Source organism: Marinobacterium sp. xm-m-383 (genome assembly GCF_013283255.1).
In the GTDB taxonomy this organism is placed as follows: domain Bacteria; phylum Pseudomonadota; class Gammaproteobacteria; order Pseudomonadales; family Balneatricaceae; genus Marinobacterium_E.
In genome coordinates, this window is the sequence record NZ_WBYT01000003.1 from 281,802 (window position 1) to 301,949 (window position 20,148).

Genomic DNA, 20,148 nt, shown 5'->3' on the forward strand with positions numbered 1-20,148 from the left:
TATTTGGACAAGCTAGGGCGCAGAATAATACAGAACCCCCCACTCAAACTCAACCCTTATTTACACTAAATTGAGGCATTGGAAGGCCTATACACCAGAGTCATATTGACACCCCCGCTCTCACCCCCTAGCATCCGTCTGTCATTTATAAGTAGTAGCCAAAATGCAACCACACCAACTCAACCCACTGATCGAGCCTCAATTCGATGCCGTTACGGATTACATCCTTAACAATCTTGGCTCCAATGTCCCTCTAGTAGAGAAGATTGCACATCACATTGTTGAAGGTGGCGGTAAGCGCTTGCGTCCGTTGTTGGTTCTACTGGCTGCCAATGCCGCTGGCTATAAAGGGGAACAACACATTCCACTGGCAGCGGTCATCGAATTCATTCATACGGCAACACTGCTGCATGACGATGTGGTCGACAACTCTGAGCTACGTCGCGGTAACGCCACCGCAAACGCTCAGTGGGGTAATGCGCCGAGCGTATTAGTCGGTGACTTCCTCTACTCTCGCTCATTCCAGATCATGGTTGAGATTGGCCGCATGGAGATCATGCAGGTCATTTCACACGCCACTACGATCATTGCCGAAGGCGAAGTTCTGCAGCTGCTAAACCAGCGCAACCCAGATACCAGTGAAGAGTCTTACCTTCAGGTCATTCTTGGCAAAACGGCCATGCTGTTTGAAGCAGCAACAGAGGTCGGAGCAATTCTAGCGGACAGCTCTGCAGAGAATCGTGAAGCCCTAAGACTTTATGGTCGCCACCTTGGCATCGCCTTCCAAATCGTCGATGACCTACTCGACTATCTATCTGATAGCGAAACCATGGGTAAAAACGTTGGAGACGACCTCGCCGAAGGCAAAGCCACACTGCCGCTGATTCATGCAATGCGCGTCGGCAGCGATGAAGATAGAGAGTTGATTCGCCAAGCGATCCGCAAAGGTGGACTGGATGATTTATCACCGGTACTCGAGATCGTGCAACGCAATGGATCGATAGACTACTCGCGTCAAAAAGCAGCCGAAGAGATCGATAAAGCGAAAAACGCGATCGCCTCTCTACCAGACACTTCGTTTAAAGTGACGCTGAATCAGATTGCTGATTTGGCTATCGCAAGAACCCAGTGAACACTTTGGTGACAGGCCTTCAGCCTGTCATCCGCTTTCCAATAACATAAATTATCAGGAAGACGCTGAAATAGCCGATGACAGACTGAAGTCAGTCACGATTCTTGGCCGGTGACTGGCTTTTAGCCTGTCACCTTCACTGGCTTCGACCTACCGACGCACCAACCGATAAACCACTTCACGCTGATTTTCAAAACGCCCTTCACTTAGATCAGCGCTATCAAGCTCTTCAATCTCAAACTCAGCAGAGAATAGACGTTGCACTTCATCACCTTTTACTGAAAAAGGTGGTTCGTTTCTAGGATTGTCATACTCGAGCGCAATCAACAAAATCTGATCGCCTACCACTGTGAGCCTTGCGATGTGCGCGGAGTAGTCGATTCGCATCTCGGGCGGAAGTGCTATTAGTGCCGCTCGATCGTAGATGGCTCGTGGGTTATTGAGCGCAGCGCGGGTGGTTTTAAAGACATCACCAGCCAACAGAGAGATTCCATCACGCTCACGACGGTGAAAAGCACCCTCATCAATGGCATCGATATCGACACCCTGCTCTGCAAAAAAGTCACGGCACGCCAGATCACTCAACTCAACACCGATGACCTTATGACCCTGCTCACGCAACCAAAGCATGTCGCGGCTTTTACCACAGAGCGGCACAAAGATAGACTCCTCTCCAGACAGCTCAAGTGTGGACCAATATTTCGTCAACCAAGGGTTAAAATCTGACTGGTGAAAACCGATGCGATTTTCAGACCAGCGCTCATGCCAGAAGGCGTGTTTCATAGGGGTTTTTCCTTAAAATGGGGTGATTCAGGTAATTTAACTGATCGATGTCGTGCTTAGCGAGCCCTAAAAAGGTATAATCCGGCAAATTTTTGTAATTAAGACTGTGAATTAGAACACCATGACTAGACAATCATCTTTTAACCGTGACGAACTTCTAAGCTGTGGCCACGGCGAAATGTTTGGCGAAGGCAATGCCCGCCTACCTGTTGGCAACATGCTTATGATGGACCGTATTACCAAGATCTCTGCTGAAGGTGGCGAGCACGGTAAAGGCGAAATCATCGCTGAACTAGATATTCGTCCAGATCTTTGGTTCTTCGACTGTCACTTCCCTAGCGATCCTGTTATGCCTGGCTGTCTTGGTCTAGACGCAATGTGGCAGATCGTTGGCTTCTACCTAGGCTGGAAAGGCAACCCAGGTCGCGGTCGCGCACTGGGTTCAGGTGAGGTTAAATTCACAGGTCAGATACTACCGACTGCTAAGAAGGTCACTTACAACATCCAGATGAAACGCGTGATTGAGCGTAAATTGGTTATGGGTATTGCAGACGGTTCGGTATCAGTGGATGGTCGCGAGATCTACACAGCAACGGATCTTAAAGTCGGTCTATTCACCAGCACCGAAAACTTCTAAGAGCGTTAACGCTTAGAAACACAATTAGAGAGAGAGTAAACATGCGTCGAGTAGTTGTTACCGGAATGGGTATCGTTTCTTGTCTAGGTTCTGACAAAGAGAGCGTTCTGGAATCACTAAAAGAGGGCAAGTCAGGCATTAAATTCCAGCAGGAATACGCTGATCTTGGCTTCCGTAGCCAGGTTGCAGGCAGTATTGATGATCTGGATCTGGATGAACTGATCGATCGTAAACTGCGCCGCTTCATGGGTAATGCAGCAGCTTACTCATACATCTCAATGGAACAAGCCATTAAAGATGCGGGTCTATCAGAAGATCAGGTTTCGAATGTACGTACTGGCCTGATCGCAGGTTCTGGTGGTGCTTCGTCGGCTGACATTGTTGAAACCGCCGACATCCTTCGTGATAAAGGCGTTCGTCGTGTCGGTCCATACCGCGTGACTCGCACCATGGGCTCTACCGTATCAGCCTGTCTTGCTACCCCATTCAAGATCAAAGGTGTGAACTACTCAATCACCTCTGCTTGTGCGACCAGCGCACACTGTATTGGCAACGCGATGGAACAGATCCAACTAGGCAAACAGGACATTGTCTTTGCTGGCGGTGGTGAAGAGCTACACTGGTCTTTGAGTGTCATGTTTGATGCCATGGGCGCCCTATCAAGCAAATACAACGAAACACCAGAAAAAGCGTCTCGCGCTTACGATGCAAACCGTGACGGTTTCGTGATCGCAGGTGGCGGCGGCATGCTGGTTCTTGAAGAGCTAGAACACGCTAAAGCACGCGGTGCGAAAATCTACGCTGAACTTGTAGGCTATGGCGCGACCTCCGATGGTTACGACATGGTTGCCCCATCCGGTGAAGGCGCTGTTCGCTGTATGCAACAGGCTATGAGCACGGTTGATGGTGAGATCGATTACATCAACTCACACGGTACTTCGACACCTGCTGGCGATATTCAAGAGCTGAAAGCGATGAAAGAGACCTTCGGTACAGAGATGCCACCGGTCAGCTCGACTAAGTCACTGGCGGGTCACTCACTGGGCGCTACAGGCGTACAGGAAGCGATCTACTGTCTACTGATGCAAGAGAACAACTTCATCTGCGCCTCAGCGAACATTGAAGAGATCGACCCAGAGGCTGAAGGCCTACCTGTCGTGACTACACGCAAAGATGGCGTCGACCTACAGCGCGTTATGTCGAACAGCTTCGGCTTTGGCGGTACCAACTCGACTCTGGTGTTCGAGAAGTACAACGGCTAATCGCCATACTGCTCAATAAGAAAGCGACCTACGGGTCGCTTTTTTGTACCTATTAACCACAACTAAATCCATGCTATAAATGAAGCAGTAATTAACTGGAGATAAAAATGGTTACAGCGATCATATTGTTAAAAGTTCAAAGACAAAAAATTCAAGAGACCGCTACGCTTCTCGCTGGAATGGAAGGTTTTACAGAAGTTTTCTCTGTCAGCGGAAATTTTGATTTAGTTGCGATGGCTCGTGTTGAAAATAACGAGGCGTTATCTGATCTGATTACCAACAAATTAGCTGAGGTTGATCATATTGAAGAGACTGAGACGATGCTGGCTTTTAAAGCCTATTCAAAACACGATTTGGAGGCAATGTTCGGCCTAGGCTTTGAATGATTAATGTAAATAGATGGGCCGTACTAACTCTACGACCCACTGCTGTCTATTTGTCTCGTCCTCGATTAATAGAGATTCATTAGAGTAGTGTTTCAACTCCACTAGACCGTCGGTACGAGTCTCCAAAAGCTTATCGCGCTCAATTAGCATCACTACATCATCATCAAGTTCGCTAATAAAAGAGACGAGCTCATGATCAACAATGACCCCATCTCTATTAATCTCAACTTCAACAATATCTGGACCTGACCTTTCCAAGTGATCAAGCAGATCATTCCAGTGAGTCTTGGGAAAAATGCCTCTAAACACTCTTAGTTAAACACCTTTAATAAATTTACTGAGTTATACGCCCAACCACTGCTTCTGGACTTCGGTATTGGCCTTAATCTCTTCCGGTGAACCTTGCCACACGATCTGTCCTTTACCCACCACACTGACATCATCGGCTAAGCTAACCGCAAAGCCAAAATTTTGTTCAACCAAAATAATCGTCAAACCTGTCTCTTTTAGGGACTTAAGCTGAGCATGAATCTGCTTTACGATGATTGGAGCAAGACCCTCTGTTGGTTCGTCAAGAATAAGCAGCTTAGGGTTCATTAAAAGCGCACGAGCAATCGTTAGCATTTGCTGCTCACCGCCCGACAACTCATTACCAAAATTGTTAGCACGCTCAGACAGACGCGGAAAAACGTCAAACACTCGTTCAATCGTCCAACGTTTCTGCCCAGCATTGTCAGCGTCAACATAACGTTTAGCAGTTAGCTCTAAATTTTCGAGCACGGTTAAAGAGGGAAATATATCACGCGTTTCAGGCACGTAGGCGATGCCTTTTCCAGCAACGGTATAGGGCTCCAATTTTTGAATTTCGGTCCCTTCCAAAGCGATACGACCCTGCTTGGGTTTAACAAGTCCCATTATGGTTTTTAGTGTGGTTGATTTACCAGCGCCATTTCGACCAAGCAGAGTATGAACCTTGCCAGCGCGAGCTGTAAACGACAAATCAAATAGAACCTGTGTCTCACCGTAGCCAGATTCTAAACCTTTAACATCAAGCATCTTCAAACGTCCCCAGATAAATCTCTTGCAATAGAGTGCTTTCACGGGCCTCATCAGGAGTCCCTTCAAACACCACTTCGCCGTAATTTAGAACCGTCATACTGTCAGCAACATCTAATGCCAAACCCATATCATGCTCTATGATTACAACGGTTAGATCCTCGGGCAGGCGCTTTAAAAGGTGATGAAATGCGCCAATCATTTCAGGCCCAACACCAGACGTAGGCTCATCCATCAGCAACACACGTGGTTGAGTAGCAAGGGCAATACCAACCTCTAGCTGACGACGAATACCATAAGCTACATCAGAAACACGCTTATTCAGATGCTCTGTAAGATCAACTTGAGCAGCAGTCTCTCTTACTAAGGCTCGCACGTCAGGAGAAGTGAGCGAGTCACGCCAAAGTGCGGTTGATTTTTTAGTTTTAACGGACGCTGCTAAGCCTAGATTTTCAGCAATAGTTAGACCATCAAACAAAGTATTTTGTTGATAGCTTCGACTCAAACCAAAATTAGCGCGTTTCGCTACACTCCAGGAGGTCACATCTTCGTTATTGATTTTGATACTTCCTGAGTCTGGCATAAATTCACCAACCAACTGATTGAACAGGGTTGTTTTGCCAGCGCCATTCGGCCCAAGAATGACTCTTCGCTCACCTTTGGCAACACTCATAGAGACACCACGTGTCACATGAAGAGCACCAAAGTGCTTAGATAAATTAGTTACCTCAAGCATGCTTACTCCTCGCTCAATACTTTTCGTGGACCAGCCGCTTTAGTTCTGCGCTGCTCGATATAACTTTCCAACATACCGTAGATCCCTTTGGCACCACCCATAACAACCAAAATGAGAATAATGCCAACAATCAAATGCCAATGGTCGGTGTAATTACTAATCTCATGTTTCAGCACGACAAAGGCCGTTGCGCCGATAATTGGGCCTACCAGGGTTCCCAATCCACCCAGTATGACTACAACTAGCACCTCCCCCGAGTGCGTCCACGAAAGCAAGCTAGGTGAGATAAACATAAAATGCTGAGCCGATAGAGAGCCTGCAAGACCTAACACAATACCTGAAAGTCCAAATATATTGGCCTTAATCAGCGTGACTGGCTGACCCAGCGCTCTAGAACGTTTCTCGCTGTACATGATACCTACCATGCTTCGACCTAAGCCTGATGAAAGCACTTTAGCGACAAATAGATATGAGATAGCCAAACAAAACAGGCAAAACAGAGCAAAGTTAGTTGAATCAAATAGATCGATACTGATGGGAGTTAGGTCTAGACGGGGAATCCCTGCCATTCCGTTATCACCCCCTAAGTAACTTGACTCAAATACGAAAGCGTAGGCCATTTGTCCGAAAGCCAAAGTTGCCATAATGAAATAGATGCCATGGGATTTAGAGCAGATAAGGCCGATTAACCAAGAGACCATCCCCGTCAGAACACATGCTATCAGTACCGACTCCAAAGCCCCAAAACCCAACTTAGTACACAAAGTTGCAAAGACATAGGCACCTAGACCGGCCAGAGCACCGTGACAGAGCGACACCATGCCGCCGAACCCTGCAACCAAATCAAGCGCCAGAGCGATCATCGCTAAGATGAGCAATTCAGTGAGTATCTCGACACCAAAATAGTCGGCTGTCATTGCGATGTACGCGCAAATCAATAGATAGCCTATCATTATAAAATTTCTTAAAGGCGTTTGAAAAAACATGATTTACCCTCCTTTTGCTGGGAACAGACCAGCAGGTTTGGTGACCAAAATAAACGCCAAAAGAAGGTAGATAACAACTGACGCAAACTGAGGAGCAAAAACAGAGCCAAAGGTTTGTACAAAACCATATATAAGCGAGCCAGCAATAGCTCCTTTTAAAGAACCCAATCCGCCAATAACAATAACGATAAGCGTGGGTATAAGAATTTCTAATCCCATCTCGGGAACAACCGATAGCAAGGGAGCCGCCACTGCGCCTGCTAGGCCTGCCAAGGCACAGCCCACACAGAAGACTAAAAAGAATAGACGTTCAACGTTGATCCCCAAGCAAGAGGCCATCTTATCGTTATCAACCCCCGCACGAATCATTGCGCCAATTTGTGTTTTATTTAGCACTAAATTAAGAATGATAAGTGCAGTCAAGCCAACCAGCATCACAAAGAAGCGATAGGCAGGATATTCAACACCTAACAGCGACAATCGGCCGGAAAGAATCTCTGGCACATCAAGAGCCAAAGCCAAGTCACCCCAAATAATCCGAGTAATATCCAGTAATGCGAAGATCAATCCAAAGGTCACCAAGACCTGAGCCATTGGACCACTGGAGCGCATACTTTTGATCAAAAATTGATAGAGCACCAACCCAAGAACAGCAACGGCTAAAGGCGCGACAAACAGCCCTACCCAATAACCCATGCTGGCTGCGATCGTAGCAGCAACATAAGCACCAAAGGCATAGAGCGCACCGTGCGCAAGGTTAACGAAGTGCATTAGACCGAAAATTACGGTCAAACCCACTGATAAAAGAAACAAAAGCATCGATAGCTGCAACGCATTCAGCAATTGCAGAATCCAAAAACCGGTATCCATTGGAAGGCCTCGAAATGAGCTGGGCTTGCGCCCAGCTTTTATTGCAAATTGAAACGAAATTAGAGTGAACAACTACCCGCTGGGTCACGTTCACTCGGAAGTTGAGCAACAACTTTCTGAGTCAATTTTTCACCATCTTTTACGGTTTCATAGACGTAAAGTGGCTGCACAATGTTGTTTGTCTTAGGATCAATAGAGACTTCGCCACGTGGACCCGAGAACGAAACTTTCGAGATAGCTTCTGCAATAGAAGCACGATCATCTGCACCGCCTTTTAGGGCAAGCGCTAGAGCCTGAGCAGCGTCATAACCCGCCACAGCAAACTCAGATGGGGAACGACCATCGTTGATTGATTGGAATTTTTGAACAAAGGCATTGTTCAAATCAGTGTCAATCGTTGGGGCGTAGTGCAGAACGGTTGTAACACCTACAGCAGCATCACCCTCAGCCTTCACGTAAAGTGGTGAAGTCAGGAAGCCTGAGCCGTATAGTGGCATAGTCTCATCTAGACCGAAGCTATCGTATTGCTTAACAAAAGCAATGGCTTCACCGCCAGCGTAGAAGCTGTAAACAGCATCTGCACCCGATGCTTTGGCTTTAGCTAGGTAAGGACCAAAGTCTTTTGTCTTGCGGAATGGCGTGTATTCGCCACCCACGACTTCGCCACCTGCAGCTTCAAACGTGCCAGTGAAACCTTCAATCATTTCACGACCAGCTGTGTAATCCGGTGCGAGTGTGTAGACTTTTTTGATGCCATTTTGCGCCATCCATGTACCCATTGGACGGTTAATTTGCCCATTAGAGAAGGAGAAACGAGAAATGTAAGGACTACACTTTGCACCTGTAACTGAGTTATCACCTGCATTGGTAATAAGAAGTGGTACTTTAGCACCATGAACAAAGTCCCGAAGTGCACCAGCAACGGCTGAAGAGACCAGACCGGTCATCACATCAACTTTGTCTTGAAGAACCAGCTTACGAGCTTTAGCAACCGATTTGCCTGGGTCAGCTTCAGAATCTTCACGAACATACTCAATATCAAGACCTGCACCAAACTCCTCCATACCCAATGCAAAACCTGCATCAATCTCTTTACCCAGTGCCGCATAAACACCGGAAAAAGGAAGAAGAACGCCAACTTTAGTCGTCTCAGCTGACGCAATTGAGGCACTTAGCACACCTGCAGTTAATGCCGAAATCATTGCTGTTTTTTTCATGATTGACTCCTTTTTTTATTGTCATCATTAGACCTATGTGTGCCTGACTAAAAACGGTCAACTTCTAGCCAGGTAGAATTCAGTGAAGGAAAGCTCCTGCCGTTTTTTTAAGTTCTGCTAAACACTCGGATTCAGTTCGGCCTGTCGTATCAAGAGTATAATCAGACAGTTTGTAGCCCGATTCACGCTCTTCTAAGATCAGTTTAAGATCCTCTATCGCCTCTTTAAGACCAGCCATTGGACGAGTATCACCTTGATCCATAACTCGAGAAAGATGCTCTTCTGGCGAAGCTTTAATCCAAACCGAGAAGAAGTTATCGAGGAGTAATTTGAACGACTCAGTTTGAGAGACCAGTGAACCACCCGTTTCTAAAATAACCGGTTCATTCAGGTTTAAAACATATTCAAGCGCTTGCGCTTCAATACGACGGAATTTCTTCTGCCCACCAAGATCTAAAATCTCTCCGATAGACATATTTGCGAGTTCTTCGATTAGAGCAGTCAGGCGGATGAAGCGAACATTCATCTCTTTGGCAAGCAGTTGGCCCAAAGTGGTTTTACCTGCTCCGCGAAGGCCAACCAATGCAACACCATGCCCCGATGCTAAGCTGCTTGCGAAATGTCGTTTCAAAAGCTGTAAAGCGCTATTTTGTTGCTCCTCAGTCAAAGAGGATACAAAGCTAGCAAACAGTGGATTAATACCGTCACGGCATTGATCAGGAATAATCTCTGAAAACGGAATATCAAACGCCTCAGCGACTCGCCACAAGACACTCAGTGTGATGTTAGCTTTACCCGTCTCCAACTGAGCAAGATAACGTTCAGAAACGTCAGAGTGCTTAGATAAACTCTTACGAGTCATGCCGCGCTTAGCTCTGAGAGATCTGACTCTATTACCAATCTCTTCTATGTATTGTTGCAACGCAAGTTCATCGAATTGGGTATCAATATCTGAGTTATTCATCAATACCTCCACAGGCCTGCACATAAGACTCGAGTCGCTTACGATACTTTTCAGGAATATCGATTTTTGTCATCGATTGGTTATCGACGAAGACATTGACTGTTTTAGCTTCAACACACTTAAGGCCGTCATCATTTCTGATGGTGACATGAAAGCCAACAGAGGTCTGACCAACCTTGCTAACTAGTACTTTGCAATCGAGTTCAGACCGAGGGGTTAAGGGTGCGAAAATATCGTACTTAACGGAAACAAATGGCGTACCAATATGCTCATCTATATTGAGTTCAAACCAAGGCATTTTTAACACTTCACGCATGAAGTGATCGATCGCTTCCAAGACGTAATCAGCAATCCGACCTGTATAGACTATTTGAGCTGCATCAGTGTCGCCCCATTGGGGGCGACGCTTATAAATCAGAGGAGCATTCATTGGAAAGACTCTTAACGAATTAATAGGTCTCTATATGATACCTACCTTCCGATTTAAGTGACGAACGAATTTCACTCCAATCCATGCCATTATCTGCACAGATCTGTGTAAAGCTAGATTCAACACCCTCTTCCATGCCTTTCAGACCACAGATGTAAATGTGAGTGTTGTTATCTTTAAGAAGTGCTGCAACATCGTCTGAACGCTTCAACATACGATCTTGAACGTACTCTTTATCGTTCTCATCAAGTCGGGTCATTCGTGAGAAAACAAGCTCTTGATCAAGAAGGTCTGCAGGAACCTTTTGTAGTGGCCCGAAATAAGGTAACTCGCTAGCGGTGCGGGCCCCAAAGAACAGCATCATCTTGCCTTTGCCATTGGCAGCTAAACGACGACGGCGCTCTGTCATACCGCGGAATGGTGCCGCGCCTGTACCTGTACAGATCATCATCAGATTGGCATCAGGATCATTAGGCATTAGGAAGGTACTACCAAATGGTCCAGTTACTTGAACCTCATCGCCTTTCTGTAGGTCACACATGTAACCTGAACCGACACCTTGACGTGATTCGCCATCAACATCGAAAGTAACGCGCTTAATAGTAAGCGCTAGATTGTTGTAACCAGGACGCTCGCCGTCACGGGCACTCGCAATTGAGTAGAGCCGAACCAAATGCGGCTTCCCTTTATCATCTACGCCCGGTGGAATAATACCAATTGACTGTCCCTCTAAAACAGGGAAACTCTGCGAACCAAAATCCAAAACAATGTGATGGATATCAGACTCTGTACCCTCTTCAGTAATACGCATATTACCTGTTACCTTAGCCTTAGCTGGGTTATCACGGGTCCAGAGATTAATCTGTGGTTTTGATGCGGTCGCTGGAGCTGGCACTGCGCCGCTAGAAGCGTGGGCAACATCAAGAATATCATTAGCTTCAGACTCTGATGCTTCAGACTCCGAATCAACATTAACAAGCTCAATCTCTTCAGGCAGCTCATCCCAAGAGTACTGTTCCTCTAGAGAGTAAGGCACATTAACTAGTTGCCAACTATCAATTGCACCTGTAGGGCAAGGAGCTATACAGCTCATACAGTTGTTACAAAGCTCGGCATTCACAACGTAGTTATCATCGTTATGCTCGATTGCTCCATCTACTGGGCAGTTCTCTTCACAGGTATTACAACGAATACAAACTTCAGGATCGATAAGGTGCTGTCTAAGTGAAGTCATGACTGATTGCTCTTGTTATAAGTGAATAAAATGCCCGGTTCTGTTGGAACCGGGCAGAGTGAGTTACGCTAGTTTTACGTACTCAAAGTCAGACGCTTGCTGGTTTACGCCCACTTTCGGAGGAGCAATCCAGTTTGCATACTTGCCTGGCTCAGTACACTGAACCATGAGGCTGTTGATAAACTCTAGATCAGAGTCATTAGGCAACCAGTTAGCAAGGTTTGCCTCAAACGTCTGCGCATCAACAATTTCACCAGATGGGGTAACATTGATATCAGCGAACGTACCAATCTTACGGTTGAAGGCTTTGTGTGGTGGTACCAATTCGAACTCAATACCAGCTTTAGCAATCGCCTTGTTCCAACGCTTAATGCCGCTCGTCGCATCTTTGATGTAATCATCAAGTAGACGACCGTTAATAGCTGAAATTGCGTCTTCCTCAACCTCAACTAGCTGACCATCAACAACTTGAAGTACTGGATACTTCTCATTGTAGAGCTGGTGGTCGTCATCTAACTTATCTTCCATGTAACGACCCTTGATACCTGCCTCAAATGCAGCAGCGCCGTTAGTCGACAGCTCAGCACCGAACAGATCCAGTGTAACCGCCATATGGAAGTTCAGTTTTTTCTGAATAGTCGGCAGATCGATTACGCCAAGTGCGCGCACAGCTTCGATATCGTTAGGATCAGTAATGCCCGCTTCCTTCATCGCTGCACAAGTACGCTCTAACACACGCATAACACCCGACTCACCAACAAACATGTGATGCGCTTCTTCAGTCAACATGAATCGACACGTACGTGACAACGGATCAAAACCAGACTGAGCTAGGGATTCAAGCTGCATCTTACCGTCGCGATCAGTAAAGTAAGTAAACATGAAGAATGACAACCAATCTGGAGTCTCTTCATTGAAGGCACCAAGAATACGTGGTTTGTCTTCGTTACCAGAGTTACGCTCTAGCATCATCTTAGCTTCTTCACGACCCTCTTTGCCAAAGTACTTCATTAGAAGGTAGACCATTGCCCAAAGGTGGCGACCTTCTTCAACATTGATCTGGAAAAGGTTACGCATATCATACAATGATGGTGCCGTAGAACCGAGATGGCGCTGCTGTTCAACTGAAGCCGGCTCAGTATCACCCTGAACAACAATCATTCGACGCAACAGTGAACGGTATTCAGCTGGGACTTCTTGCCAAGCAGGCTCGCCTTTATGTTTACCAAATGGAATGGTACGACCCTCAACTTGAGGTGCTAAAAGCACACCCCAACGATACTCCGGCATTTTAACGTGGCCAAATACAGCCCAGCCTTTAGGGTCAACACCAACAGCTGTGCGCAGGTAAACTTCTTTATCATTGAAGCCGTCTGGACCAAGATCGCCCCACCACTCAAGGAATTTAGGGTGCCACTCTTCAAGCGCCTTTAAAAGACGACGGTCACTTGATAGATCAACATTGTTTGGAATTAAATCGTCGTAGTTAACTTCTACGCGGACGTTTTCAGTAGTCATTTTTATACTCTCCAACACTTCGTTCAGTTATACACGTTTAAAATCATATTCAGCACGGGTACCCGTACCGTAGAGCTTCAATGCACCGCCCTCGGCAACTGCATTTGGACGCTGGAAGATCCAGTTTTGCCATGCTGTTAAGCGACCAAAGATTTTAGTTTCCATCGTTTCAGGACCCGCAAAACGTAGGTTAGCCTCTAAACCTGTCAAAGCATCAGGCGAGTAGCTAGCACGCGACTGAATAACATGAGGAACTTCATCTTCCCAGTCGATGTCATCCAACGCATCAGTTACAAGACCTAGCTCAGCACAACCAGCTGCATCTAATCGATTACCGATGGCCGCTTTAGCCTTATCAACAGACTCGGGCTCACCAAAGAAACGCGTATCCAAACGAGAAATATCATTACTCATCGGCAAAGTACCGAAGTTCATTTCACTAAGTTCAATGAAGGCCTCTGGAGTGTCATCACCTTCGAACTGACCTTCAAGCATGTAGGTACGATCTGAGGCAAACATTAGCTCAGCTAAGAATCCACCAAAACAGCTGCCAGGCTCAACCAGAGTAACAAGAGTACGTGAGGTCATGTCTACGCGTTTCATAACCCGCTTGAAATAAGCAATCACTTCACGGATAAACCAGTGATCAGCATTAGCTTGCAAGAAAGCATCAGCAGCCATTACAGCGTCTAGATCACCTTGAGTTTTAAGAGACAGTACACCCTGTTCAAGCTCATTCGCGCGCAAATGAAGGATGGCATCATCTAACTCACGAGTCATACGAAGAACCCAGAACTCCGCACCCTGAGCCAATGCTGCCTCAGCATCAGCCGGCATAGCTGCATCATTCGTCTTAATAGTGATCTCTGCGGTGCGCGCTTTGCGATCTACACCCACAGACACCGTTGAGTATTCAACAGCATCATCAGAAATAGTTCGATTCAGTTGAGTTAGCTCACAACCCTGACCACCTGGTCGATCTGAAAGAGAAGCCAACTCTTTTGCGCGAGCATTTACAGCATCAGAAAACTTAGAACGTGGCACGGCAGCATCAACTAGACGCCAATCGACGGCTTTCTTGCCCGACGCACCCTCTTCGATAGAACAGAAAATGTCAGCGCGGTCGCGGCGAACTTTACGCTTATCAACGACGCGAGTAAGACCGCCAGTTCCCGGAAGAACGGCTAGAAGGGGAACTTCCGGCAGCGAAACCGCTGTACTTCCATCATCAACGAGGTAGATCTCATCAGCAGCAAGTGCAAGCTCATAACCACCACCGGCAGCAGTACCAGAAACTGCACATAGGAATTTAAGACCTGAGTTCTGGCTTGAGTCTTCGATAGAGTTACGCGTCTCGTTAGTGAACTTACAGAAATTAACTTTGTGAGCGTGCGTAGAAAGACCCAACATCTTAATGTTGGCTCCGGCACAGAAGATCTTCTCATTGCCTGAAGCAATAACAACCGTTTTAACTTCAGGGTGCTCAAAACGTATACGCTGTAGAGCATCGTTCAACTCAATATCAACACCTAAGTCGTATGAGTTCATTTTAAGCTGGTAACCCTCTGCAAGTGTTGCATCAGGGTTAACATCCATAATCAGGCGACAAACATCACCTTCAAATTCTAATTTCCAGTGATTGTAGTCGGCTGGCTTGGTTTGAAAATCGATCATCTGTCCTTTCTCCGGATACATTATTATCGTTTTGTCCATTTTATAAATGCACTATAGTTCATCTTTTATTGATTTACCACAACTTAAATGCATTTTTTGAATTAAATTTCTAATAATAATGGAGAGACCGGAATTTTAATTCATAAATCAATATCAAACTCGCTCAATAATGGCCGCAATACCCTGCCCTACACCGATACACATGGTACAAAGTGCATATTTACCACCACTACGCTCAAGCTGTGTCATTGCCGTTGTTACTAGACGTGCACCACTCATACCCAAAGGGTGGCCTAGCGCAATGGCACCACCTTGTGGATTGAGTCGCGAATCATTGGGATCGATATTAAGTCCTTTTAAAACACCCAAAGCCTGTGAGGCAAAAGCCTCATTCAACTCAATGATATCCATTTGATCCAAAGTAAGACCCGATAGCTTCAACACTTTATTGACGGCTTCAATAGGCCCCACACCCATGATTCGAGGGTCAATACCGGCGGTTGCCATTGCGACGACTCTAGCCCGAGGTGTTAACCCGTTAGCAGTTGCTCCAGACTCACTTGCCAACAGCACTGCACATGCACCATCGTTTATGCCCGACGCATTGCCCGCTGTCACAGAGCCATCACCGCCATTGACTGTTCTTAACTGAGCCAATTTTTCAAGTGTTGATTCACGGGGATGCTCATCGACATCAAAATAGCTAATATTGCCGCGACGATCTTTAATCTCTATAGGGACGATTTCATCAGCAAACAGCCCTGCTTTTTGAGCTGCTGCTGTTTTAGCCTGGCTATTAAAGGCAAACAGATCCTGCTCTTCACGGCTAATGCCATATTCAGCGGCTACGTTATCAGCCGTCTGAGGCATGGTATCAACACCGTACATAGCTTTAAGTGCCTGGTTGGTGAAGCGCCAGCCCATTGTGGTGTCTTCTAAGATTTGCGCACGACCATAAGCCGACTCTGCTTTCCCCATTACAAAGGGAGCTCGCGTCATCGACTCAACACCACCAGCAAGCGCAACGTTAAGTTCACCAGCTTTAATCCCACGCGCCATGGTGCCAATAGCATCTAATCCAGAGCCACATAGGCGATTGATGGTTGAGGCTGGTACCGAAGTCGGCAGGCCTGAAAGTAACACTGACATACGCGCAACATTTCGATTATCTTCACCCGCCTGATTGGCGCACCCCATAAGCACATCATCGATCGATGCAGTATCTAGAGAGGGAACCTCAGCGAGGGTCGATCTTATAACCTGAGCTAACAGGTCGTCAGGACGCACCGTTGCCAAGGAACCCGCATAACGACCAATTGCAGAGCGCTTTGCTGCACAAATATAAGCTTCAGCCATTTTTATATCCTCGTTTAGTCAATCTGATGAAAAGGTGCATTAATAAATGCGCGCTGAAGTAACGCCGGTGAAACCCTATAACGATCATCTCCATAAAACAGGTTGATGTTATCCAGCACATCGGCAACAAAACTGGTCCCCAGTTTGTCAGCCCAGGCTAGCAACCCTGTCGGGTAGTTCACGCCCGCTTGCATAGCGGCATCTATACCCGCTGCATCCGCAATTCCCAGATGAAGCGCATCAGAAGCTTCGTTGATCAGCATTGCTACAGTTCGCATGACAACTAGACCTGGCAAGTCTTTAACTACTCGTGTTTTGACACCTAGAAAATCGAACATTGCATAGACTTCTGTCCAAACCTCTTCAGGCATTTCCGGAGGAGTTGATAGTGCGAGAGATTCACAAGTCGTGTAGTCAATCGCTAAATCCATTTGAATCAGATTATGATTATCTTCAGCCAATGAACGCTCCAAAGTGGTGCGACCATCGGTCAAGACCAGTGTTGCGCCGTTAGCAAAGACGATTTCACCCTCGTCACCTTCAGTCTCTTGAGGGATCTCAATACCACGTGCTTTGATTCGATCAATAAGTGACTTTATCACTGGTGATACAACCGCACTGCTGATGTTAAAGAACCCACCAAAACGAATGTCATCCCACTCAAGATTTGGTACTGACTGCTTACCATCAGGGTACTGATAAAAACCACGACCACTCTTACGCCCCAACCAACCGGCATCAACCAACTCTTTTTGCATCAGTGATGGCTTAAAGCGGGGATCAAAATAGTAGGACTCAAATACCGAGTTAGTGACGGCGTAGTTAACGTCTTGACCAATAAGGTCGGTCAATTCAAAAGGTCCCATGCGGAATCCGCCGGCCTCTTTCAGGAATAGATCGATTCGTTCAGGTTCGGTTGCCCCCTCCTCGGCCAATCGAAGTCCCTCAGCATAGAAAGGACGTGCTACTCGGTTAACAATGAAACCAGGTGATGATTTTGCAGCAACACCAACTTTGCCCCACCGCTTCGACAGCTCAAGCAACGTCTCAATTACTTTTGAATCGGTTGCCAAACCATGGATGACTTCGACCAGTTTCATAATAGGTGCTGGGTTAAAGAAGTGCAGACCCGCTAAACGGGCAGGATCATTCAACGCTGACCCAATAGCCGTCACTGAAATAGAGGAGGTATTAGTCGCTAAAATAGTTTGATCTGAACAGATCGATTCAAGCTGTTGAAACAGTTGCTGCTTAATATCAAGACGCTCTACGATCGCTTCCACAACCAAATCAGCATTTTTCATCAACGAGATATCACTAGCGTAGGTGATGCGATCGCAAATGGCTTGCGCTTGTTCATCAGTGAACTTACCGCGTGAAACCAGCTTATCCATCGACTTTTTCAAATTCGCTTTTGCCGTTTCGAGTACCGACTCATTTAAGTCGAAGAGCACCACCTCTAGTCCAGCTTGTGAAGCAACTTGGGCGATTCCAGCACCCATTGTGCCGGCACCAACAACACCCACCTGTTTTATTTGATCTACCGTTTTATATTGCGTGGCCATAGTCATTACTTCTTCTCTAAAAACTGCTGAACTTTTTCCCAAAATTCCGGATTACGACCGGCCAACTTTTGACATTGACTTTCAAGCTCCAGTTGAGCATCGAAGTCGTTATCAAAGGCGCGATAGAGGCTTCGTTTTATCAACTCCAATCCCAATCTAGGCTTACTCTTTAAGTTGGAAACAACTCTCTCAAGCTCAGTTGAAAATTGGTCCTCTTCAACGGCTTTCCAGATAAGACCGTATTCAGCTGCCTCTTCGCCCGTCACGACCTCTGCGAGCATAGTAATGGCCATCGCTTTAGCCTGACCGGCATTTCTTACAAGCGTGGCCGTGGCCCCAGCATCAGGAACCAAACCTAAGTGACTAAACGGAAAAGTGAATTTTGCCTGTTTCTTTGCAATGACAATGTCACAAGCAAGCGCCAGTGATGCACCAGCACCAGCCGCCACACCATTTACTGCAGCTATGACAGGGACAGGAAGGTTTCTCAACCTAGACACTAGAGGGCTGTAGGTGTTTTTTAGAGAGTCCCCCAAATCAGGTTTCGGCTCCCCCTCAGGAATACGGCGTTCTTCAAGGTCCTGACCGGCACAGAATCCTCGCCCTTCACCTGTAAGAATGAGACAACGCAAAGCATCAAAACGCTCTATCTCTTTGAGAGCCAATTTCAGTTCAGCATGCATGGTTTTACTGAACGCATTGAGCCGATCAGGTCGGCTCAGCTTTAACTCAACAACGCCCTCTGTCTCGGAGACTTGAAGACATTCATAGTTATTTAAAAGTGACATTACTCACCTCTTAGAGCAGTAGCTCGAGCTAGGTTAGTTTGTACCGCAGTCGTTACATGATAAAAATCCAATCCACGCAAACCACCTAACTCCTGCCCACCCCCTGCGCGACCTGGGCCACCGTGGATACACATCGGCATTACATTACCGTGGCCAGAATGACCACGACTTACACTGTCATCAACGATCAGAAGTCGGCCATGGGTTGATCCGAGTTCTAATACTGCATCCATAGCAAATTGATCATCGTTAGTAAAAATTGAGCTCACTAGCGAACCGCCTCCTCTGCGAACCAACTCAAACAGTTCTGTTTCGCTGCTGTAAGGCATCAGTGTTGCAACAGGACCAAACACTTCCGTCTCGTGGACCTGACTGGCTGCTTGAGGATCCTGACACACCAACAATTTTTGAGTGACATAAAAGCCTGATGCATCACCCTCTAAGGTTGCAATATCGCCTTGGAAAGCAATCTCTGTCTCATTAAGCAGAGCTTTTACGCCCTCTTCTGCCGCTTGCTGTTGCGCGGCACTGACCAGAGGCCCATAAGTCACCCCTTCGATAGCAGGGTTGCCTGGCTTTCCTTTAGCAAGTTTGGCGACCAGCGCTTCTTTGGCTGCATCCAACTCTGAGGTAGGTACAAATATGCGACGAACGGCTGTACATTTTTGTCCAGACTTAATCGTCATCTCTTTAGAGACTTCATGAATAAATGACTTAAACCCGTCTGAACCTGCAGCTAGATCCGGTCCAAGGATAGAAGAGTTGATACTATCGGCTTCTGCATTAAATCGAACCGATTCACTAATAACTTTGGGGTGCGATGCAAGCATTGCAGCGGTGTCCGCCGAGCCTGTAAACGCAACAGCATCAGACGATGTAATGTGATCCATTAAGTCTCGACCACCACCTGCCAAGAAACTGAATGCACCCTTAGGAAGAATATCAGCGTTCACAATATCGCGTGCCATTGCCCAAGCGACTGGCAAAGAGACAGCTGCTGGTTTAACTACAGCCGGCACTCCAGACAGAAGCGAAACACCTAGCTTCTCTAACATTCCCCATGCTGGGAAGTTAAAGGCATTAATATGAACGGCGGCGCCACGCAATGGCGTTTTAACATGAATCGCTCTGAAGTTTTCATCTTTAGTAAGTTGCTCCAATTCACCATCTGCAATCCACTTACGATCACCGAGCCTCTTACCCAATGAAGCGTAGTATTTTATTGTGCCGATACCGCCCTCAACATCTAAGAACGTATCCAATACAGTCGCGCCATTATTTTTTGCGCTAAGTTCGGCGTACTCCTCTTTGTTTTCACCCAGAACAGCTGCAATTTGTTTCAGTAGGCCCGCACGCTCTAAATAGGTCATGGCACGCAGAGCTGAACCACCTTCCGCTCGAGCATAATTTAGGATGTCGCCACCGCTGACTTCGTAACCTGCGATTTCACCCATTACAGAGCCATCTAACGCGCAATGAACTTCTGCCGCGGTGCTGTTGTTATCTTGCCATTCACCTAATAGGTAACTCATCATTCGCATGGTTCATAACTCC

The 20,148-nt window shown here is 46.7% G+C and carries 20 protein-coding genes; 4 read left to right on the top strand and 16 right to left on the bottom strand.

Annotated features, from left to right (window positions below; all coding sequences use genetic code 11):
• Positions 1-163: 163 nt before the first annotated feature.
• Positions 164-1,132 (top strand): polyprenyl synthetase family protein, encoded by a 969-nt coding sequence (locus XMM383_RS06970; RefSeq protein ID WP_173483847.1) that lies wholly within the window; start codon positions 164-166, stop codon positions 1,130-1,132.
• Between the two features lie 150 nt (positions 1,133-1,282).
• Here the strand turns inward: XMM383_RS06970 and tmpT are convergent, their stop codons facing one another.
• Positions 1,283-1,915 (bottom strand): thiopurine S-methyltransferase, encoded by a 633-nt coding sequence (tmpT, locus tag XMM383_RS06975; RefSeq protein ID WP_173483846.1) that lies wholly within the window; start codon positions 1,913-1,915, stop codon positions 1,283-1,285.
• 121 nt (positions 1,916-2,036) lie between these two features.
• Between tmpT and fabA the strand changes: the two genes are divergently transcribed.
• The 3 genes from fabA to XMM383_RS06990 all read left to right on the top strand — a co-directional run bounded on the left by fabA (position 2,037) and on the right by XMM383_RS06990 (position 4,200).
• The gene (gene fabA / locus XMM383_RS06980) at positions 2,037-2,552 is read left to right on the top strand and encodes a 3-hydroxyacyl-[acyl-carrier-protein] dehydratase FabA (RefSeq protein ID WP_173480360.1); all 516 of its coding nucleotides are present in this window, start codon (positions 2,037-2,039) and stop codon (positions 2,550-2,552) included.
• A 41-nt stretch (positions 2,553-2,593) separates the two neighbouring features.
• The gene (fabB, locus tag XMM383_RS06985; RefSeq protein WP_173494746.1) at positions 2,594-3,814 is read left to right on the top strand and encodes a beta-ketoacyl-ACP synthase I; all 1,221 of its coding nucleotides are present in this window, start codon (positions 2,594-2,596) and stop codon (positions 3,812-3,814) included.
• Between the two features lie 107 nt (positions 3,815-3,921).
• Complete coding sequence (locus tag XMM383_RS06990) at positions 3,922-4,200, top strand: Lrp/AsnC family transcriptional regulator (RefSeq protein WP_173482886.1); 279 nt, start codon at positions 3,922-3,924, stop codon at positions 4,198-4,200.
• On the opposite strand, the gene XMM383_RS06995 is transcribed toward XMM383_RS06990, so the two are convergent.
• From XMM383_RS06995 to XMM383_RS07065, 15 genes are all read right to left on the bottom strand, one after another.
• Positions 4,201-4,509, bottom strand: a complete 309-nt coding sequence (locus tag XMM383_RS06995; protein ID WP_173482887.1) for a hypothetical protein — start codon at positions 4,507-4,509, stop codon at positions 4,201-4,203.
• A gap of 33 nt (positions 4,510-4,542) precedes the next feature.
• Positions 4,543-5,256 carry an ABC transporter ATP-binding protein gene (locus tag XMM383_RS07000; RefSeq protein WP_173494747.1) on the bottom strand — a complete coding sequence of 238 codons (714 nt, stop codon included), beginning with the start codon at positions 5,254-5,256 and terminating at the stop codon, positions 4,543-4,545.
• Complete coding sequence (locus tag XMM383_RS07005; protein WP_173494748.1) at positions 5,249-5,992, bottom strand: ABC transporter ATP-binding protein; 744 nt, start codon at positions 5,990-5,992, stop codon at positions 5,249-5,251. Before XMM383_RS07005 ends, XMM383_RS07000 begins: the two co-directional genes overlap by 8 nt.
• A 2-nt stretch (positions 5,993-5,994) precedes the next feature.
• Entirely contained in the window at positions 5,995-6,945 is a 951-nt protein-coding gene (locus XMM383_RS07010; RefSeq protein ID WP_217363600.1) for a branched-chain amino acid ABC transporter permease, read from the bottom strand.
• 36 nt (positions 6,946-6,981) lie between these two features.
• A complete protein-coding gene (locus XMM383_RS07015) occupies positions 6,982-7,848 on the bottom strand; it encodes a branched-chain amino acid ABC transporter permease (protein WP_173494750.1) in 867 nt (288 codons plus the stop codon).
• Positions 7,849-7,907: 59 nt separating this feature from the next.
• Positions 7,908-9,065, bottom strand: a complete 1,158-nt coding sequence (locus XMM383_RS07020) for an ABC transporter substrate-binding protein (protein ID WP_217363601.1) — start codon at positions 9,063-9,065, stop codon at positions 7,908-7,910.
• A 79-nt stretch (positions 9,066-9,144) separates the two neighbouring features.
• The gene (locus tag XMM383_RS07025; protein WP_173482892.1) at positions 9,145-10,029 is read right to left on the bottom strand and encodes a helix-turn-helix transcriptional regulator; all 885 of its coding nucleotides are present in this window, start codon (positions 10,027-10,029) and stop codon (positions 9,145-9,147) included.
• Positions 10,022-10,459: a thioesterase family protein gene (locus XMM383_RS07030; protein WP_173494751.1), complete on the bottom strand. Its 438-nt coding sequence runs from the start codon at positions 10,457-10,459 to the stop codon at positions 10,022-10,024. The genes XMM383_RS07025 and XMM383_RS07030 overlap by 8 nt, the downstream gene beginning before the upstream one ends.
• A 19-nt stretch (positions 10,460-10,478) precedes the next feature.
• Positions 10,479-11,693, bottom strand: coding sequence for a benzoyl-CoA 2,3-epoxidase subunit BoxA (gene boxA, locus XMM383_RS07035; RefSeq protein ID WP_173483845.1), 1,215 nt, complete (start codon positions 11,691-11,693; stop codon positions 10,479-10,481).
• A gap of 63 nt (positions 11,694-11,756) precedes the next feature.
• On the bottom strand, positions 11,757-13,211 hold the full coding sequence (boxB, locus tag XMM383_RS07040) for a benzoyl-CoA 2,3-epoxidase subunit BoxB (RefSeq protein ID WP_173494752.1): 1,455 nt from the start codon (positions 13,209-13,211) through the stop codon (positions 11,757-11,759).
• A 27-nt stretch (positions 13,212-13,238) separates the two neighbouring features.
• The gene (gene boxC / locus XMM383_RS07045) at positions 13,239-14,885 is read right to left on the bottom strand and encodes a 2,3-epoxybenzoyl-CoA dihydrolase (protein ID WP_173494753.1); all 1,647 of its coding nucleotides are present in this window, start codon (positions 14,883-14,885) and stop codon (positions 13,239-13,241) included.
• A gap of 153 nt (positions 14,886-15,038) precedes the next feature.
• The gene (pcaF, locus tag XMM383_RS07050; protein ID WP_173494754.1) at positions 15,039-16,241 is read right to left on the bottom strand and encodes a 3-oxoadipyl-CoA thiolase; all 1,203 of its coding nucleotides are present in this window, start codon (positions 16,239-16,241) and stop codon (positions 15,039-15,041) included.
• A 14-nt stretch (positions 16,242-16,255) separates the two neighbouring features.
• The gene (locus XMM383_RS07055; RefSeq protein WP_254443092.1) at positions 16,256-17,812 is read right to left on the bottom strand and encodes a 3-hydroxyacyl-CoA dehydrogenase; all 1,557 of its coding nucleotides are present in this window, start codon (positions 17,810-17,812) and stop codon (positions 16,256-16,258) included.
• Positions 17,812-18,594 (bottom strand): enoyl-CoA hydratase-related protein, encoded by a 783-nt coding sequence (locus tag XMM383_RS07060; protein ID WP_173494755.1) that lies wholly within the window; start codon positions 18,592-18,594, stop codon positions 17,812-17,814. Before XMM383_RS07060 ends, XMM383_RS07055 begins: the two co-directional genes overlap by 1 nt.
• Positions 18,594-20,135, bottom strand: coding sequence for a 3,4-dehydroadipyl-CoA semialdehyde dehydrogenase (locus XMM383_RS07065; RefSeq protein WP_173494756.1), 1,542 nt, complete (start codon positions 20,133-20,135; stop codon positions 18,594-18,596). The genes XMM383_RS07060 and XMM383_RS07065 overlap by 1 nt, the downstream gene beginning before the upstream one ends.
• Positions 20,136-20,148: the final 13 nt, after the last annotated feature.

What these genes read in the sequence shown, in the direction of transcription:
- XMM383_RS06970 (WP_173483847.1), top strand. Translation starts at nt 164, where the DNA reads ATGCAACCACACCAACTCAACCCACTGATCGAGCCTCAATTCGATGCC.
- tmpT (WP_173483846.1), bottom strand. Translation starts at nt 1,915, where the DNA reads ATGAAACACGCCTTCTGGCATGAGCGCTGGTCTGAAAATCGCATCGGT.
- fabA (WP_173480360.1), top strand. Translation starts at nt 2,037, where the DNA reads ATGACTAGACAATCATCTTTTAACCGTGACGAACTTCTAAGCTGTGGC.
- fabB (WP_173494746.1), top strand. Translation starts at nt 2,594, where the DNA reads ATGCGTCGAGTAGTTGTTACCGGAATGGGTATCGTTTCTTGTCTAGGT.
- XMM383_RS06990 (WP_173482886.1), top strand. Translation starts at nt 3,922, where the DNA reads ATGGTTACAGCGATCATATTGTTAAAAGTTCAAAGACAAAAAATTCAA.
- XMM383_RS07000 (WP_173494747.1), bottom strand. Translation starts at nt 5,256, where the DNA reads ATGCTTGATGTTAAAGGTTTAGAATCTGGCTACGGTGAGACACAGGTT.
- XMM383_RS07005 (WP_173494748.1), bottom strand. Translation starts at nt 5,992, where the DNA reads ATGCTTGAGGTAACTAATTTATCTAAGCACTTTGGTGCTCTTCATGTG.
- XMM383_RS07010 (WP_217363600.1), bottom strand. Translation starts at nt 6,945, where the DNA reads ATGATAGGCTATCTATTGATTTGCGCGTACATCGCAATGACAGCCGAC.
- XMM383_RS07015 (WP_173494750.1), bottom strand. Translation starts at nt 7,848, where the DNA reads ATGGATACCGGTTTTTGGATTCTGCAATTGCTGAATGCGTTGCAGCTA.
- XMM383_RS07020 (WP_217363601.1), bottom strand. Translation starts at nt 9,065, where the DNA reads ATGAAAAAAACAGCAATGATTTCGGCATTAACTGCAGGTGTGCTAAGT.
- XMM383_RS07025 (WP_173482892.1), bottom strand. Translation starts at nt 10,029, where the DNA reads ATGAATAACTCAGATATTGATACCCAATTCGATGAACTTGCGTTGCAA.
- XMM383_RS07030 (WP_173494751.1), bottom strand. Translation starts at nt 10,459, where the DNA reads ATGAATGCTCCTCTGATTTATAAGCGTCGCCCCCAATGGGGCGACACT.
- boxA (WP_173483845.1), bottom strand. Translation starts at nt 11,693, where the DNA reads ATGACTTCACTTAGACAGCACCTTATCGATCCTGAAGTTTGTATTCGT.
- boxB (WP_173494752.1), bottom strand. Translation starts at nt 13,211, where the DNA reads ATGACTACTGAAAACGTCCGCGTAGAAGTTAACTACGACGATTTAATT.
- boxC (WP_173494753.1), bottom strand. Translation starts at nt 14,885, where the DNA reads ATGATCGATTTTCAAACCAAGCCAGCCGACTACAATCACTGGAAATTA.
- pcaF (WP_173494754.1), bottom strand. Translation starts at nt 16,241, where the DNA reads ATGGCTGAAGCTTATATTTGTGCAGCAAAGCGCTCTGCAATTGGTCGT.
- XMM383_RS07055 (WP_254443092.1), bottom strand. Translation starts at nt 17,812, where the DNA reads ATGACTATGGCCACGCAATATAAAACGGTAGATCAAATAAAACAGGTG.
- XMM383_RS07060 (WP_173494755.1), bottom strand. Translation starts at nt 18,594, where the DNA reads ATGTCACTTTTAAATAACTATGAATGTCTTCAAGTCTCCGAGACAGAG.
- XMM383_RS07065 (WP_173494756.1), bottom strand. Translation starts at nt 20,135, where the DNA reads ATGCGAATGATGAGTTACCTATTAGGTGAATGGCAAGATAACAACAGC.